The sequence below is a fragment of the Vibrio sp. KUL80 genome, assembly GCF_059725495.1.
Genome location: NZ_AP045841.1, coordinates 187043 through 202616, shown reverse-complemented (window position 1 = coordinate 202616; position 15574 = coordinate 187043). Strand labels below are relative to the sequence as shown.

Genomic DNA, 15574 nt, shown 5'->3' with positions numbered 1-15574 from the left:
GGTCCTTGGTCCTTGGTGATTACTCGGGGTCGTAAGAAGCACTTTCTTCTTTGACTGAGCCTCGACGAATTTTAATTAGTTTTGCTAGCATGGCAGAAATGTGTTTTGCTTCACTGATGAACTCCTTTGATTTGTCTTTGTTCAAATAGTTCAGCTCTGCGGCTATGTATAGTTGTGTAATCATTTCTCCACATGAGCCTTTGGCTATGTAAAGAAACCGCGCTGATTCTCTAGCTGTCTCACGCTCTTCACCTTCGGCAATGTTGGAAGGCACTGAAAGAGAGCTTCGTGATAATTGATCTTTTAAGCTGAAGTTCCTGCAAGAATCGAGTTCCCTGATGATTTCGACACACAGCCGTGAACTCTTTTTCCAAACTTCTAGTTTTTCAAATTGCAAAGTAAGTCCTTGGTCCTTGGTCCTTGGTCCTTGGTCCTTGGTCCTTGGTCCGACAGGGTTTTGTTTTTGGCTATTCATGTCAATCAAAAACAAACACAATAATCATCATTATCGACTTGCTTTAAGCCGACTTCACCTAGGACCTAGGCCCATCTTTTTCCTAGGACCGCTCTATCTACAGCTTCTTCACCCACTCCCCCGCACTCCGCTCAATCAACTCATACGCATGATCAAACGCTTCGCGGCTTTGTCGATATGGGTCGGGGATGTCTTTTTGACCAATCCATTGACCGAAGAGCATGGTTTTGCCGCGGGCTTCTGGGGCGATGCTGGTTAAGGCTTCTATGTGACCTTTCTCCATGACTAGGATTAGGTCGTAGTCTTTGCAGAGTTCGCTTGTTAGTTGTTGTGAAACGTGCGGCGTCAGATCAATATTGTTTTCCGCCGCGACTTCAATTGCGGTTTTGTCTGCTGGTTTGCCGACTAGGCCGCTTTTGGCTGAGGCGATGCCTGCGGAAGCTACTGTTTTGTTTGGTAGCATTTTCGCTAGCATATATTCGCCGATTGGGGAGCGGCAGATATTGCCTACGCAGACGACTAGAATTTTGTTGAACATGGTTAAGAGCGGTCCTGTGGTTCTGTGGTCCTGTGGTTCTGTGGTTCTGTGGTGCCGTGTTTTACCTTAGGGCCACAGGGCCATAGAACCGTTCTAATCTATTATTCACCCCAATTTCTATAGGATGTACCTGCATCACCGATATTCTTGATACCTGTAAGCGTTGGCAATAGTTGAGTCATTAAGCGATTCCAGCGAGCTAGTGGTGTAGCTGTGACATAGACGACATCGTAAGGTTCAAGCTCAAATTCCGTTCCAAGGAACAAAGCAGTGGCATCTTTCATGTTTAGCTGATAAATGCTGGCGATTTTGTCTGTTTCGTTGCCTTGAGTTGGGCGAATAACAAAAATGCCCGTTGCGGCGGCTGCTACTTCGTTGATACCACCTACAGAACTCAATGCTTCAGTTAGGCTCATACCATTACGCTCCATTTTAAGAGTTTGTGGGTCGCCTACTTCGCCCATAACAAACACTTTCTGGGCATCATTACGTGGAACGTGAATAATGTCGCCTGGTTGCATTAAGCGATTTTGCTTTAAATCACCTTTCTGCATTAGTGCGTAAAGTGAAATGCGCTCCTCAATACCATTACGAGTAAGTGTCACATTGCGCCAATCTGCAGCGCTTTCTAGACCACCGGCTTGATTAACGGCATCGAGTAAGGTCATTGGAATGTTGGTTACTGGCTTCTGCCCGGGAGCAGTAACTTCGCCGGTTACATAGACTTTTTTTGAACGGAAAGACGCTACATTGACGTCTACTTGCGGGCTTTCAATATACTTCTCTAAGCGCTTAGTCATCTCTATACGAATTTCACGTACGGTTTTGCCTTCTACATGCACCAGACCAATATATGGATAAAATATTGTACCGTCAGCATTAACCCAGTTACCCGCTTCAGCAGAACTTCGGTAAGAACCTGCTGGAATCGTTAATTCTGGATGGTCCCAAATAGTGACGTTTAAGATATCTCCTGGGCCAACTCTGTACTGATACTTAGCAATCTCAAGGTCTAACGTTGGGTTAGATTGAGCAACCGGCTCTGGAGATTTGAAAGAGGCGACACTCTCAGGAGTGAGAGGGTAAACATTAACTAGCTTAGAAAGATCTGTCGTTTCTCCTTCCGCTTGCACAACATTTTTATCACTGGTCGAGATGTGCCCGCCAGGCAAAGTACACCCTGCAATCGCAAGTGGAAGCATAGTGGCAATAGTCAATTTTTTAAGGTTGTTCATGGGTATTTGAAGCCAGTTCCTAGTTTTGGTCCGAGTATACTCGTCCCGGTCCCTGAGAGTGAATGCTATTGAGTATTTTTCTGTTGTTAGGCGCGAGGGTCAAGGTGTGAATATCATTTACTTACCAATTTGGGCACTAGATCGCCTAGTTTTGGTAAGCTACCGCCCTTTGGTCGTGTTGCACTTAACCCTATTGCGCATCCTTAAGCGAGTTTTTATCCGTAACACGGTTGGCAACGTTACATTTACGTAAATAGTTACCGAGGCACGTACTTTATATCATGAATATGAAACTAAAATGTCACACTCAATAAGCGTATTTTTTCTTTTGAAAACTCTATCTTTACTCAAAAACTTGTAAGAAATTTACCATTTTTTGAGTCATTGCATTATCCACATAAAAAAAGGCATTACAAGCAACTCGTCTCGTATTGCGATATGGTATCTATGATGGTTTTTGGCACGTCTCGATAGCGTGATATCACCCATGTCGTACGACGTTAACGTCATTAGCAGATAGATATGGTTAACTGACATATTGATGTGTATTCCACCCCCTCGCGACTATTGTTTTAAGCCAAATCGCTTTAACGCTATGCTGCGTTTAGGGTTGGTAAACCATTTATCTTGTTTTGTCGCTCTGGTGCTTTAGCACTCTGTGAGGCAACAGTCATTTTGGTAATATTATTCCGTAATTACGTACAAAACCCAAGGACTTTCAGCCCGTAAACTGTGGCACAAGTCACAGGACTGTCAGCATAAAGTATTTTCACTGACAGTCCTGTAAGGATTTGTACTGCTAGTTTGATGATGGTCTTTGCAGCCAGGGAGATCTCGCATCGGTTACGCTAAATAGCTCGTATTTTCTACCTAGCATCTGCCCACCATCTCTCGTGATGGGCTGCCAATTAAAGCTGGCTCGATTAGCGCTTGGTTTGACGGTCATGATGTCAAATGGAATAGAGACATAGAAGCCTTTGGTAAAGCTTCCCTCTCCGAACTCCTCTGAACTAAGATCCGTAAAACTGGCGTATGCGCCTGCAATAACGCCACTTTTGAACTGCTTCGAGAAGTCGATTCGCGTACCTAGATCCCCTGCCAAAAACTTACCAATACCCACTTTAAGTAATGTATTATCGATGAATGACCACTGCGGCATATAATAACCTGTTAAGAAGCCTGTCGTTCCCTTCGTGACCACTTTGAATGGACGTCCAAACTCTGGTATCGATTGGTCTTCTTCATCAAAAACACCAAATGGACTTCTTGGGTCGCGCTGTGACACTAAGTTTACGTCAGCACCAATGGCCCAGTTTTTATTTAGGGGCCGATAAAGGAGTTCACCGCCCGCGCCTGCAAACATTGTCTCTAGGTAGCCCCCATAGACTTGACCATAGAAGCCATTGCCAAATTCTTGGAAATAGGTAGCTTGGAGATTTTTCACCCAAAGCGTGTTGTCAGATACGTAAGCTCTAAATAGCGTCCTTACCCTCGGAACATTAGTGCCATCTGGTGGGACGATGTAGTTAAATTTGTCGTAGTTATCTAGCAAGTTGAGGTGCACGGTACCCGATAGATTCAAATTTTTAGTCGCCCACATTTCAGCGCTGCCATCGATACCGATTTCATATAGGTAGAAATTTTCAGCGGAGCCGATCGACTGTGCGAGGGTTGGCCTGAAGGAGTAGTCAAAACGGTTAAAGCCATCGTATTCTGTTGAGCCGTTGCTTTCGCTAGCTAGTTCAGTTTCTACCATTGCGTCGGTGACTTCGCGATATATCGGTTGCTCAATGGCGATCTGCTTGAAAGCTTCAGCATCTATTTGCGTCTCTGTTTGAGGCTGATTGAGGTTAGTTTCAATGATTTGGTAAGAAGTGATCTCCGCAGGCAATTCGTTGGCTAACACCCTTGTTGCGCGTTCACGTGCTTCTGCTCGGTCTCGGTACTTCGTTTGCTTACCGATTACCGTGACTGATGAACCGCTGTGTTTTATTGCCACGTCATCATAACCGGCATTCTTGCTCAGTTCTCCCGCAATCTTGTCCCAGTCTACCGCCGCTATGCTGGTAGATGTTTCGGTTGGACGAAGCTCGGGGGTTGGTTCGTCCAACCAATACGATTTTGCGTCATTAAAGTTAGTGCGCAATGTAACGCCAAGTGCGACAGCGTTGCCTCTCTGATAACTTGCTCGAATGTCGCCCCAATTACCTAATCGATAAAGAGCACCAACGTTCCACGGTGTTGAGGGTGTCATATCAACACCGGCTCTCACCACAGGAAAATCTTGCGAGTAGTTGTTGGAATCGTATTCAAGTTTAAAGCGAAGTGGTTGCCAGGGTGTTTGGTATTCAATACCACCGAATAATGCTGCTGGTCCTTTAAACCAGCGCTCGTAGTCGACCATCCCACCACTGCCTTTAAAATCTGAAGGGCGCGTGCAGTAGCCATCACTAATTTTGCAAAAAGGATTAGCGATATTGTCACGAGTACCTAGATATCCCCATCCCATGCCTAGGGTAAAGTCTAGGTTTCCAAATCGCTTGGTCGCAGCGATAAATTCACCATCAAACAAACCTGTACCACCGAAATCGCGCAAGCCGATCGATGTTTCAGGTAGGTAATCGCCTTCTTTCAGTAAGCGAAATTTTAGGTCAATACCTTTGTCTGTGTATTTGGTGTCGCCGCTAAAGCTTGGGTCGTTACTGTATAGCAAATCTTGGACTAGTGTGTAGCGAATCGTAGTTTCGAGCCATGGCATCACCTGTAAGCTGATATTGTACTTGTGGTAATGCTCACTCCAGTCACCATTGAAGCTAAACTCACCCTCAGCCGCCATTCGACCCGTTGGCATTTGCATTAATCCAACACCACCAAAATCAGATTGAGAGGGGGTTAGCGTTGCTGGTTTGAAAGCATCGGCTTTTGCAGTAGCTGATAACGCTAGCGTGACGGCAGCAGCAATCAGTGAAGGTGTTATTTTGTTATTCATTGTTCTTTACCTTGTGACGCAGCAGCTCGATGTAATCCTTGTTGATTGATTCAAATTCAAAGGGCAGGGACTTAATAGGGACATAAACAATAGCGCCTGGTGCTATGAAGTGGGGTTTGAAATTCCATAGGCCATAATCGGTTTGCTGAACGTTCCCGTCAGGTTGGATCACCCACGCGATACTCTCGCTAGCTGAGTTTAGCCGGATATCTCCCATTGATTTAAAGTAATCGGCTATGAACCATTGAGCACGGTGTGGAGCTGCCTCTATCGTTTTTATCGATCCCATGAAGGTGACTTGATTGTTCCTTGACCCAATATTTAGTTCGTAGTTTCCTGTTAATAATGGGTTGCCTTCATGCTGTGATTGCACAACATCGTAGTCGAGTGAAGTAAACTCTCGATACTTGAAACTGGATTGTTGGATCTGTTCTAAAAGGTTATTGGCGCCAATTTCTGGCTCTTGTTGCTGCAGTAATTCTAGTTTCTTAACGAGCTCATCAACCTGGTTTTCAATTATTGATTGTTTACTTAATGAAAATAGTTGGGCTTGAACGCTATCTAGAGAGGTTCGATTCTTTAGAGCTTGTGAATGGGTGTCTTTTAATACGGTTTCGAGGCGTGCAGGTTGGGAATATTCCAAACGAACAGACTGCTCTGGGAGTAACACCGATAGCTCAGCGCTTACTGCAAAAAAGGGACAGGCAAGAAATAGTGCAAAACAACGTCTTTTTAGCCATCCGTGTATCATTATTATTTTCCTTGTTGGATCTAAAAGCCTTTGTTACGACGCTTACATCGAAGGGCGTTTTAATACGGTGAATTCTACTTTTGCCATATCTGGGCCTACGTAATTTATCGACTTGACTACTCTGTTTGACTTTGTGTCTCGCCAATATTGATTGGTGATTGTTGCATCGATGGCGTCAAAGCGAACTTGCTCTGTGTAGTTTTGGGTCTGATAGCTTGCTATAGGTGTGTTTACTTGCTCTAGGGTATCTTCAGTTCGGACAAGCGTTCCTTGATAGCCATACCGATAGTCTGGCATCCAGTCGTAGTTTACTGACCAAGACGAGTTTGTAATCTGAGTATGCGTAATACCTTGTAGATTGTTGTCATATAAACCGATGGTTTTCACCAGCCTTCCATCTTCGAAGATGAACATGGCTCGGTCTGAGGACATCCACTTGTACTGGGTTTTTCCTGTCGCGGGATTGGGTTCTGCGAATGCAAGCACAACAAAGATTTGGGCGCCATCGTTAATACGAAGGTAGGCGCTAGCGTATGGGAGTTCTTTAATTTGCTCTGCAGTCATCACAACATCGTCTGCTCCTAAGAAAGCTTCGGATAGCGTTGAATTAACATCTTGAAAGCGCTGTGAACAGCCACTAAGTGCGAGCAAGGCTCCAGCTAGAAGGGTAAGTTTGAGCTTCAATACAACATTCCGCGATAAACTGAGTTTTGTCTCTTCGAATCAAAAATCGAGAGCACTTCATTATTTCCTGTGCATTAAAAACAAAGCTTCTTTCACTACTAAAGCGTGAAAGAAGCTTGTCTAAATGACGGTTACTGGCCAGCCGTAACTGTCGTGGTTGTCGCTGTAGAATCTTCTGAAGACGCTACTGCAACTACCGCTACCGCTGCTGCTGCACCAACGGCAACAGCGCCAGTCACAGCACCACCAGCCGCAGCACCACCAGCACTCGCGCCAGCTGCTGCGCCTTCTGCTTCAGCAAACGCTGGTGCAGAAAGACCCGCTGCAATCGCCATGATTAGTGCGATTTTTTTCATGGTTATATCCTTTTTACTCAATTATCGATAATTCAGTGCATCTAGTTGAACACACTGACTTTCAATGTTAGTCCATTGTATAAAGCGTTGTAAATGGGATTTTTTTTACAGTTTGCTGACAAAAGATAGTTTTTGAGCAGGTTATCACTGTTCTAAGAGCGGTCCTGGGAAAAGGCGGTCCTTGGACCTAGGTGTGGGGAGACCGGTTCTCGGTGTTTGAGTTGAAGGGGAATGTTGGTTTGGAAGGGAGAATCTTAGTTTTCATTTTTTCGAGAGAAGATTATTCACCCTATCCAAATAGACCCAAGCACAGAAGCCCCCGCTCTTAAACCCTAGGACCGAGGATCATTCTCTACCAAGCTCTTACCCCACCCCCTAAAATCTTATATACTCAAGTCATTATCCTATTCAAATTGGAAGAGTTTTTATGATCATTGTAACTGGTGGTGCTGGCATGATTGGCAGCAATATTATCAAGGCACTTAATGAGGCCGGCTTGAATGATATTCTGGTGGTAGACAATCTTAAAAATGGACGTAAGTTCAAAAACTTAGTTGACCTTGATATCACAGATTACATGGACCGTGATGACTTCTTAACACAGATCATGGCTGGTGATGACTTTGGACCAATTGAGGCGGTATTCCACGAAGGCGCTTGTTCGGCGACGACGGAGTGGGATGGCAAGTACGTGATGCTCAATAACTATGAGTATTCGAAAGAGTTGCTTCATTACTGTTTGGATCGTGAAATTCCGTTTTTGTACGCTTCTTCGGCTGCGACTTATGGTGAGACGACGGTGTTTAAAGAAGAGCGTGAGTACGAAGGCGCACTGAATGTTTATGGTTACTCTAAGCAGCAGTTTGATAATTATGTTCGCCGTTTGTGGGCGGATGCTGAGGCACATGGTGAGAAATTGTCGCAGGTGACGGGATTCCGTTACTTTAATGTTTATGGTCCTCGTGAGCAGCATAAAGGCAGCATGGCGTCGGTTGCGTTCCATTTGAATAGTCAGATGAATGCGGGTGAGAATCCGAAGTTGTTCGCGGGTAGTGAGCACTTTATTCGTGACTTTGTTTATGTGGGTGACGTGGCGAATGTGAACCTGTGGTTCTTAGAAAATGGCGTTTCTGGCATCTTTAACTGCGGTACGGGTAATGCTGAGAGCTTTGAGGCTGTGGCGAGTGCTGTGATTAAGCATCATGGTAAGGGTGAGATTGAGAATATCCCGTTCCCAGATCATTTGAAAGGTGCTTATCAGGAGTTTACTCAGGCGGATTTGACGAATTTGCGTGCGGCTGGGTGTGATGTTGAGTTTAAGACGGTTGCTGAAGGTGTGGCGGAGTATTTGGCGATTGTTAATGGGTGATAGGTAGGATGGTGTTGCTTATGTAATCCCCTAACTACGTCATCCCCTTGGAAAAGGGGATCTTGTGAAGCGCGTGAAGAAGGTAATTACGCTGGGATTGCGGCGTAGTTGTTGAGTCCGGAGTGCGCTTTGGGAGATCCTCACTTTCGTGAGGATGACGGGGATAAGTGAGGATGATGGGAATAGGTGAAGATGGCGGTATGTTTTTTAGTGTATTGCTTCCAAAACGACACAGACACTATCCCCCACTGCGTCATCCCCTTGGAAAAGGGGATCTCATGAGGCGCGTGATGAAGGTAATTGTGTAGGGATTGTGGCGTAATTGTTGAAGGCGGAGTGCGCTTTGAGAGATCCTCACTTTCGTGAGGATGACGGGGTAAGTGTGGATGATAGGAATAGGTGAGGATGGCGGTATATTTTTTAGTGTATTGCTTCCAAAACGACACAGGCACTATCCCCCCCCCCACTGCGTCATCCCCTTGGAAAAGGGGATCTCATGAGGCGTGTGAAGAAGGTAATTGTGCTGGGATTGTGGCGTAATTGTTGAGGGCGGAGTGCGCTTTGGGAGATCCTCACTTTCGTGAGGATGACGGGGATAGGTGAGGATAACGGGAATAGGTGCGGGTAAGTGAGGTTATCCGGGATAAGTATCAATAGTGAGAAGTACGTGTGTATGACGGGCTTAAGTAGGGGTGACAGGGACAAGTGCGTAATCAAGTAATTAAAAGAGACAAATCATAATGAACATTCTTATGGCTCTGTCCCAGCTGGAAGTGACTGGGGCTGAGGTTTACGCTACTACGGTGGGTAATGAACTGACGGCTCGGGGTCATAATGTGTTTTATGTCTCTGATACCCTGACTAAGCCTCATGACGGTGAGTTTTTTTCGTTGCGGTTTAATAAACGCAGTGTGCCTCGTCGTTTTTGGCATGTTGGGTATTTGGTTTATTTGATTAAAAAGCACAACATTCAGTTGGTGCATGCTCACTCTCGCGCGTCGAGTTGGAGTTGTCATGTGGCGTGTAAGATCACTGGTACGCCGATGGTGACCACAGTGCATGGTCGCCAGCCTGTGCATGCCTCGCGTAAGAAATTCCATGCGATGGGTGATAAAGCCCTTCCTGTTTGTGAAGCGATTCGCGACCAGTTACATAACGAGCTAGATGTATCTCTTGAGCAAATGGAAGTCAGCCGCAATGGTATAGAAACCGATCGCTTCCAAAAAACCGCCGCTCCGACTAATCCCAAACCGGTCGTTACTATCGTTGGTCGTTTAACGGGTCCTAAGGGTGATTTGTGTTATCGCTTACTCGATGAGTGTTTGGATGCGACTAAATATGATATTCGCGTCGTCACTGGCTCTGAAATGACGGAGCGATTTGAGCAGTTCACCTCAGCGGTTAACTTTGTTGGCTACACCAATGATGTGCCAAAAATGCTCAGTGAAGCCGATCTTGTCATTGGCGCAGGTCGTGTGGCGATGGAGTCTTTGCTGTGCGGTAGGCCGACGTTAGCCGTGGGTGAAGCTAGCTGTGTGGGTATTGTGGACGAAACCAATGTCGTTGAAGCGATGGCGTGTAACTTTGGTGATATCGGCGCTAAAGAGATGAATATCGACTTCTCCACTATTGCAGCATTGGTGGAGAAAGGCTTGAGCACGCCTCATTGCAGTGATGCCACCAGCCAGGTGATTCGTGATAACTACACGCTCACGAATATCGTCGATCAAGTTGAGCGAGTGTATCAAGATATCTATGTAGAAAAGCTTAGACGCGAAATGCCGGTGATCATGTATCACCGCTTCATCGATAACGATGAAGATAAGAACGTCTTTGCGCCTTATATCCATATCGATATGTTCGACAAGCACTTGGCGATGCTCAAAAAACAAGGATTTGAAACCTTAACATTTGAAGACCTTGCTGATGGTAGTACGATTCGACGACTTGAGCCTGGCAAACGCTATATCATGATTACTGTCGATGATGGCTATGTTGATAACCTTAAGCTCATGCTGCCTGTACTGAAGAAGTATGGGTATAAGGCAACGGTTTATGTTGTGACCGGTGAAACCTTTAATCGCTGGGACGTTGAAACCGAGCAGAAAGAGCGCGAGCTGGATATTATGAATGCCGAGCAGGTTCGTGAATTGTCGGATTCTGGGTATGTTGAGATTGGTGGTCATACGCTGACGCATCCAAGACTCAGCACACTCTCTTCAGAGCAGCAAGCACATGAGATCGCAACCAACAAGCAAGAGCTTGAAGCCATTATTGGTAAGCCGCTGGTGTCATTCGCCTACCCTTATGGCGACCATAATGATGACTCGAAAAAGCTCGCTGAGTCTCTGGGTTACAGCTATGCGGTGGCGACTGACTCGGGTCCATTGAAGTTTCATGAGGATCGCTTCCAGATCAGGCGCATCGCGATTTTTCCTAAGACTGACGCCTTTGGTTTATGGCGCAAAGTGCGTGGCAACTATCTGTTCAAAAAGGTAAACCAGTGAAGATTTTAGTTATCGGTCCTTCTTGGGTTGGCGACATGGTTATGTCCCAAAGCCTTTATAAAGCACTCAAGAAGAAACACCCTACTGCCACCATCGATGTATTAGCTCCCGCTTGGTGTAAGCCGATTCTGGCGCGCATGCCAGAGGTGAATCGCTCGATAGAGATGCCAATTGGGCATGGTGCGTTTGACCTTAAAGGTCGCTGGAAGATAGGTCGAGGTCTTAAGTCTGAGGGGTATACCCATGCGTTTGTCTTGCCAAACTCTGCAAAATCGGCATTGATTCCTCTGTTTGCAAGAATTCCTAACCGCATCGGTTGGAAAGGTGAGTCTCGCTACGGCTTGCTGACCGATTTGCGCCCAAATAAACGCGTGTTCCAATACTATGTAGAGCGTTTTGTGGCTTTGGCGTCTTCTAAGCAAGATATGTTGAACGAAGTCTCGTTATCAAATTGCCCTAGACCATCGCTATCTGTTGACGCTCAAACCCAACAACACGCGTTTGATAAGTTGGGTTTAAACCAGAGCCGTACCGTAGTTGGAATGTGCCCTGGCGCGGAGTTCGGACCGGCGAAGCGCTGGCCAGATGCCTATTATGCTGCCGTCGCCCAATACACTATTGAGCAAGGCAAGCAGGTGTGGCTGTTTGGCTCGGCAAAAGACAGAGAAGTTACAGAAAAGATTCGTAATGCTCTTGCCCCAGAGCTAGCGCAGCACTGCCATAATCTCGCTGGCAACACATCACTGATAGAGGCTGTGGATCTGCTGGCTGCCTGCGATACGGTTATCAGCAATGACTCTGGTTTAATGCACGTGTCTGCCGCCGTTGGCTGTAAGATCGTCGCCGTTTATGGGTCAAGCTCTCCCGATTACACACCACCTTTGAGTGATAATGTACAGATCGTCAATACTGATATAGAGTGTCGCCCATGTTTTAAGCGTGAATGTCCTTTAGGTCATTTGAATTGCCTCAAGCAGCTTGACCCAGAACAGGTTATCGCGCGCCTGAAGTAGGCGAGCATGCATGCTCACCGCATGATGACGACCACGTTAAAAAATCGACTTCCCCATCGGAGCCAAGGAATAGAATCTTAATGACCAACGCCAGTGATACCAATTTGACTTCAAACGAATCGACCATCGAAGTGATCATGGCCGCGTACAACAATGTTCGCGATATGCGTTTGGTTTTCGAGGGCTATTTACGCCAAACTGACGACAACTTTAGCTTGTGTGTGACAGATGATGGTTCTGGTCCCGAGGTCAAAGCACTGATTGATGTCTATATCTCGCTTGGGCTTAATATTCGTCACCTTTGGCAAGAAGACAATGGCTATCGCAGGGCACTCGCTCTTAATAAAGCGATCGCAAGCTCTACTAGCGACTTTATTATTATGACGGATAACGACTGTATTCCGTCAAAACACTTCGTACACGATTACCGACAAGTGCTTCGCCAAGACACCATGTTCTTTGGTCGACGAGTCGATTTATATCAGGGGGCGAGTGATAAACTTCGCCGCCATGAAGTGTCGCTGAAACAGATAGAAAGTGCGCCTTGGTTATTAACCCAAGCACTCAAGAAGGGGCTTAAACGCCCGGAAATGGCGATTCGTTTCCCTAACTTTGTACTGCGTCATTGGAACCGGAAGCCAAGAGGGGCGATCGGGGCCAATTTAGCCGTGCCGCGTCAGGCACTTCTTGATGTCAACGGGTTTGACTCAGATTATGAAGGCTATGGCATGGAAGAGACGGATTTAGTATGGCGCCTAGAAAAGTCCGGAATGAAAATCCAAACTGTATTAGGTCGTTGTGCCTTGTTCCATCTGTACCACAAAGAGAAGCAGCAAGGACAAGAAGCCTCATTGATGTTTGAGGCTAAAAAACAACAAAACCTTACTCGTTGCCTCAACGGCATTGTTCAAATTAGAGATAACTGATGACCGAATCCACACCAACCATTTCCATCGTCTGCCCATGCTACAACGAAGAACAGGTTGTTGGGCTTTTTATGGAACGTATTAGCGCTGTACTAGACGACACTAATTACAGTTATGAAATCATCCTGATCAATGACGGCAGCAATGACAATACGCTGGACACCATCAAGCAGCTTCAGCAGCAGTACTCGTCGATTCGTATCATTAACCTTTCTCGCAACTTCGGCAAAGAAGCGGCATTAACCGCTGGCATTGATGTCGCTCGAGGTGAAGTACTGATACCTATTGATGCTGACCTGCAAGATCCCCCAGAGCTGATCCATGATTTTCTAAGCGAATGGGAAAAAGGTTTCGATGTAGTTGTCGCTAAACGTGTCGACCGCAGTACCGATTCTTGGGCGAAGAAGTTTAGTGCCGAACTTTTCTATAAGTTTCACAATGCCGTTGCTCAGGTAGAGATCCCAGAAAACGTGGGTGATTTTAGACTGATTAACCGCCGTGTGGTTCAGGCGATACAGCTGCTTCCAGAAAACCAGCGCTTTATGAAAGGTATCTTCTCTTGGGTTGGCTTTAAAACGTCCGTGGTGGAATACAAGCGCGAAGCTCGAGAAGCGGGTGAAACTAGCTTCAACGGCTGGAAGCTCTGGAACTTTGCTCTTGATGGCATTACCAGCTTTAGCACCGCACCACTGCGAATTTGGCTATATATCGGTTCATTTATCTCTGCGCTAGCATTCGTGTATGGCAGCTTTACTGTTGTTAAGACTCTCATCTACGGCATCGACGCACCGGGTTATGCATCCTTGATTACCGTTATGCTCTTCTTAGGAGGAGTGCAACTCATTGGTATTGGTGTCATGGGCGAATACATAGGTCGACTCTATATGGAGTCTAAGCGAAGACCGACTTACATCATTGAAGAAGATAGCTTGATTGAAGACGATCGCTTGCACAGTAACGCAACCCAACGCGACAGCGATCAGAAATCAAAATAATGCGCGCGTTGTTAGATCGTTTGCTCGAACATCGAATCGTTCGTTTTATCTTAACAGGTGGTATGGCAACGGCGATTCACATAGCTGTTGCCTTTAGCTTTTTGCACCTTATCGCGGACAGCGTATTTTTTGCCAATGTTGTCGGGTTTTCCATTGCCTTTGTGTTTTCGTACATCGCGCAAACCTTGTTGGTCTTTAAGAAGAAAATTAATATTGGCAACTTGATTCGGTTTTTCTTGGTTCAGTTTTGTGCATTGATGATTTCCCAAGGTTTCAGCGAGTTATTCACCGAACTCAATAGCTACATCCGAGTGCTCATTGTCGTCATCGTACTGCCAATTGTGACTTACTTTATGCATAAATTTTGGACCTTCTCGGATAAGGCAAAGCCAGATCAAAGCGACACATAATTTTTTAAGGGTCACTAATTCCATCATGCTCAGACTTATTTACACCGTAGTGCTCGCTCTCGCTGCTCCCTTTCTTCTTTGGGGACTATTTCGTAACAAGCCAGGAAAACCGAATGTCGGGCCGCGATGGAAGGAGCACTTTGGTTACACACCGAAGTTATCCAAGTCTGGTTCTGATGTAATCTGGTTCCACGCCGTTTCTGTTGGCGAAGTGTTGGCGGTCACACCACTCATCCGCCAATACGCGAAGCTGCACCCGCAAAACACCATCGTTATTACAACGACCACCCCTACTGGTGCAGAGCAAGCCGAGAAGCTTTCTGATATCGCAGAGCATCGCTACATGCCCATCGATTTTGGTTTTGCGGTTAAAGGCTTTCTCAAGTCCATCAAGCCCAAGCAACTTATCATCATGGAAACCGAGTTGTGGCCGAATACGTTAAATTGTGTGGCAAGCGCAGGTATTCCTATTTCTGTTATCAATGCCAGGCTCTCTGAACGCTCTTACCTGCGTTATAAGAAGTTCCAACCAATATTTAACCTGCTTGCACCTCACTTGTCTTCGATCAGCTGCCAGTATGAGGATGATGCAAAGCGATTTATTAAGCTTGGTATTTCTGAGAGTAAGGTTCATACAACAGGTTCGATCAAGTACGATATTTCTGTATCACAGCAAACTCTAGATGAAGGACAAGCGCTTCGTCGCCAACTGGGTGCCGATAGACCTGTTTGGATTGCCGCAAGCACGCATAGTGGTGAGGATGAGCAGTTCCTTAGTGCCCACAATGCATTGCTGAAACAGTTCCCTAGTCTATTGCTCATTCTTGTACCTAGGCATCCAGAAAGATTCACTACTGTTCAAAACCTGTGCGAGTCCCGTGGTTTTAACGTGAAAAGGCGCTCTGGTGACACCACTACGCTAGACATGGGCACGAGCGTGTTCTTAGGGGATACCATGGGAGAGATGATGGTTTACCTATCAGCAAGTGACATTTGTTTTGTTGGGGGCAGTTTGATTGGTGATAAGGTTGGAGGTCATAATCTACTTGAGCCAGCCGCTCTTGAGCTGCCTATTTTAACAGGACCTAGCTACTACAATTTCAAGGATATCACTCAAAAGCTAACCGCTAACGATGCGGCGCTAATTTGTCAAAATGACCAACAAATAGAAAAAGCCGTTGCCAACCTTCTGAATGAACCTGAAACCGCTGAGATTATGGGGAAAAACGCTCGAAGAGTCGTTGAACAAAACCAAGGTTCATTAGAGCGCACGCTAAATGCTCTCGTATTTTGAGTTGCATGGATTGAAATGAAAAATATTGTATA

General features: G+C 45.9%; 14 protein-coding genes. 7 read left to right on the top strand and 7 right to left on the bottom strand.

The window, feature by feature from the left end:
• Positions 1–19: 19 nt before the first annotated feature.
• From AC6I8U_RS00955 to AC6I8U_RS00925, 7 genes are all read right to left on the bottom strand, one after another.
• Complete coding sequence (locus AC6I8U_RS00955; protein ID WP_498017491.1) at positions 20–397, bottom strand: four helix bundle protein; 378 nt, start codon at positions 395–397, stop codon at positions 20–22.
• A 175-nt stretch (positions 398–572) separates the two neighbouring features.
• On the bottom strand, positions 573–1013 hold the full coding sequence (locus AC6I8U_RS00950; protein WP_498017490.1) for an arsenate reductase/protein-tyrosine-phosphatase family protein: 441 nt from the start codon (positions 1011–1013) through the stop codon (positions 573–575).
• Positions 1014–1114: 101 nt separating this feature from the next.
• The gene (locus tag AC6I8U_RS00945) at positions 1115–2248 is read right to left on the bottom strand and encodes a polysaccharide export protein (protein ID WP_498017489.1); all 1134 of its coding nucleotides are present in this window, start codon (positions 2246–2248) and stop codon (positions 1115–1117) included.
• Positions 2249–3047: 799 nt separating this feature from the next.
• Entirely contained in the window at positions 3048–5237 is a 2190-nt protein-coding gene (locus tag AC6I8U_RS00940; protein ID WP_498017488.1) for a YjbH domain-containing protein, read from the bottom strand.
• Positions 5230–5988, bottom strand: coding sequence for a capsule biosynthesis GfcC family protein (locus tag AC6I8U_RS00935; protein WP_498017487.1), 759 nt, complete (start codon positions 5986–5988; stop codon positions 5230–5232). Before AC6I8U_RS00935 ends, AC6I8U_RS00940 begins: the two co-directional genes overlap by 8 nt.
• A gap of 42 nt (positions 5989–6030) precedes the next feature.
• Entirely contained in the window at positions 6031–6672 is a 642-nt protein-coding gene (locus AC6I8U_RS00930; RefSeq protein WP_252012843.1) for a YjbF family lipoprotein, read from the bottom strand.
• A gap of 131 nt (positions 6673–6803) precedes the next feature.
• On the bottom strand, positions 6804–7028 hold the full coding sequence (locus AC6I8U_RS00925; RefSeq protein WP_252012844.1) for a hypothetical protein: 225 nt from the start codon (positions 7026–7028) through the stop codon (positions 6804–6806).
• Between the two features lie 427 nt (positions 7029–7455).
• Between AC6I8U_RS00925 and rfaD the strand changes: the two genes are divergently transcribed.
• From rfaD to waaA, 7 genes are all read left to right on the top strand, one after another.
• A complete protein-coding gene (gene rfaD / locus AC6I8U_RS00920) occupies positions 7456–8397 on the top strand; it encodes an ADP-glyceromanno-heptose 6-epimerase (RefSeq protein ID WP_498017486.1) in 942 nt (313 codons plus the stop codon).
• Between the two features lie 740 nt (positions 8398–9137).
• The gene (locus AC6I8U_RS00915; protein WP_498017485.1) at positions 9138–10904 is read left to right on the top strand and encodes a bifunctional glycosyltransferase family 4 protein/polysaccharide deacetylase; all 1767 of its coding nucleotides are present in this window, start codon (positions 9138–9140) and stop codon (positions 10902–10904) included.
• Positions 10901–11917, top strand: a complete 1017-nt coding sequence (gene waaF, locus AC6I8U_RS00910; RefSeq protein ID WP_498017484.1) for a lipopolysaccharide heptosyltransferase II — start codon at positions 10901–10903, stop codon at positions 11915–11917. Before AC6I8U_RS00915 ends, waaF begins: the two co-directional genes overlap by 4 nt.
• 80 nt (positions 11918–11997) lie before the next feature.
• Positions 11998–12843 carry a glycosyltransferase gene (locus AC6I8U_RS00905; protein ID WP_498017483.1) on the top strand — a complete coding sequence of 282 codons (846 nt, stop codon included), beginning with the start codon at positions 11998–12000 and terminating at the stop codon, positions 12841–12843.
• Positions 12843–13838: a glycosyltransferase family 2 protein gene (locus AC6I8U_RS00900; RefSeq protein WP_498017482.1), complete on the top strand. Its 996-nt coding sequence runs from the start codon at positions 12843–12845 to the stop codon at positions 13836–13838. The genes AC6I8U_RS00905 and AC6I8U_RS00900 overlap by 1 nt, the downstream gene beginning before the upstream one ends.
• Complete coding sequence (locus tag AC6I8U_RS00895) at positions 13838–14248, top strand: GtrA family protein (RefSeq protein WP_498017481.1); 411 nt, start codon at positions 13838–13840, stop codon at positions 14246–14248. The genes AC6I8U_RS00900 and AC6I8U_RS00895 overlap by 1 nt, the downstream gene beginning before the upstream one ends.
• Positions 14249–14270: 22 nt before the next feature.
• Positions 14271–15542: a lipid IV(A) 3-deoxy-D-manno-octulosonic acid transferase gene (gene waaA / locus AC6I8U_RS00890; protein ID WP_498018295.1), complete on the top strand. Its 1272-nt coding sequence runs from the start codon at positions 14271–14273 to the stop codon at positions 15540–15542.
• The last annotated feature ends 32 nt before the right edge of the window (positions 15543–15574 follow it).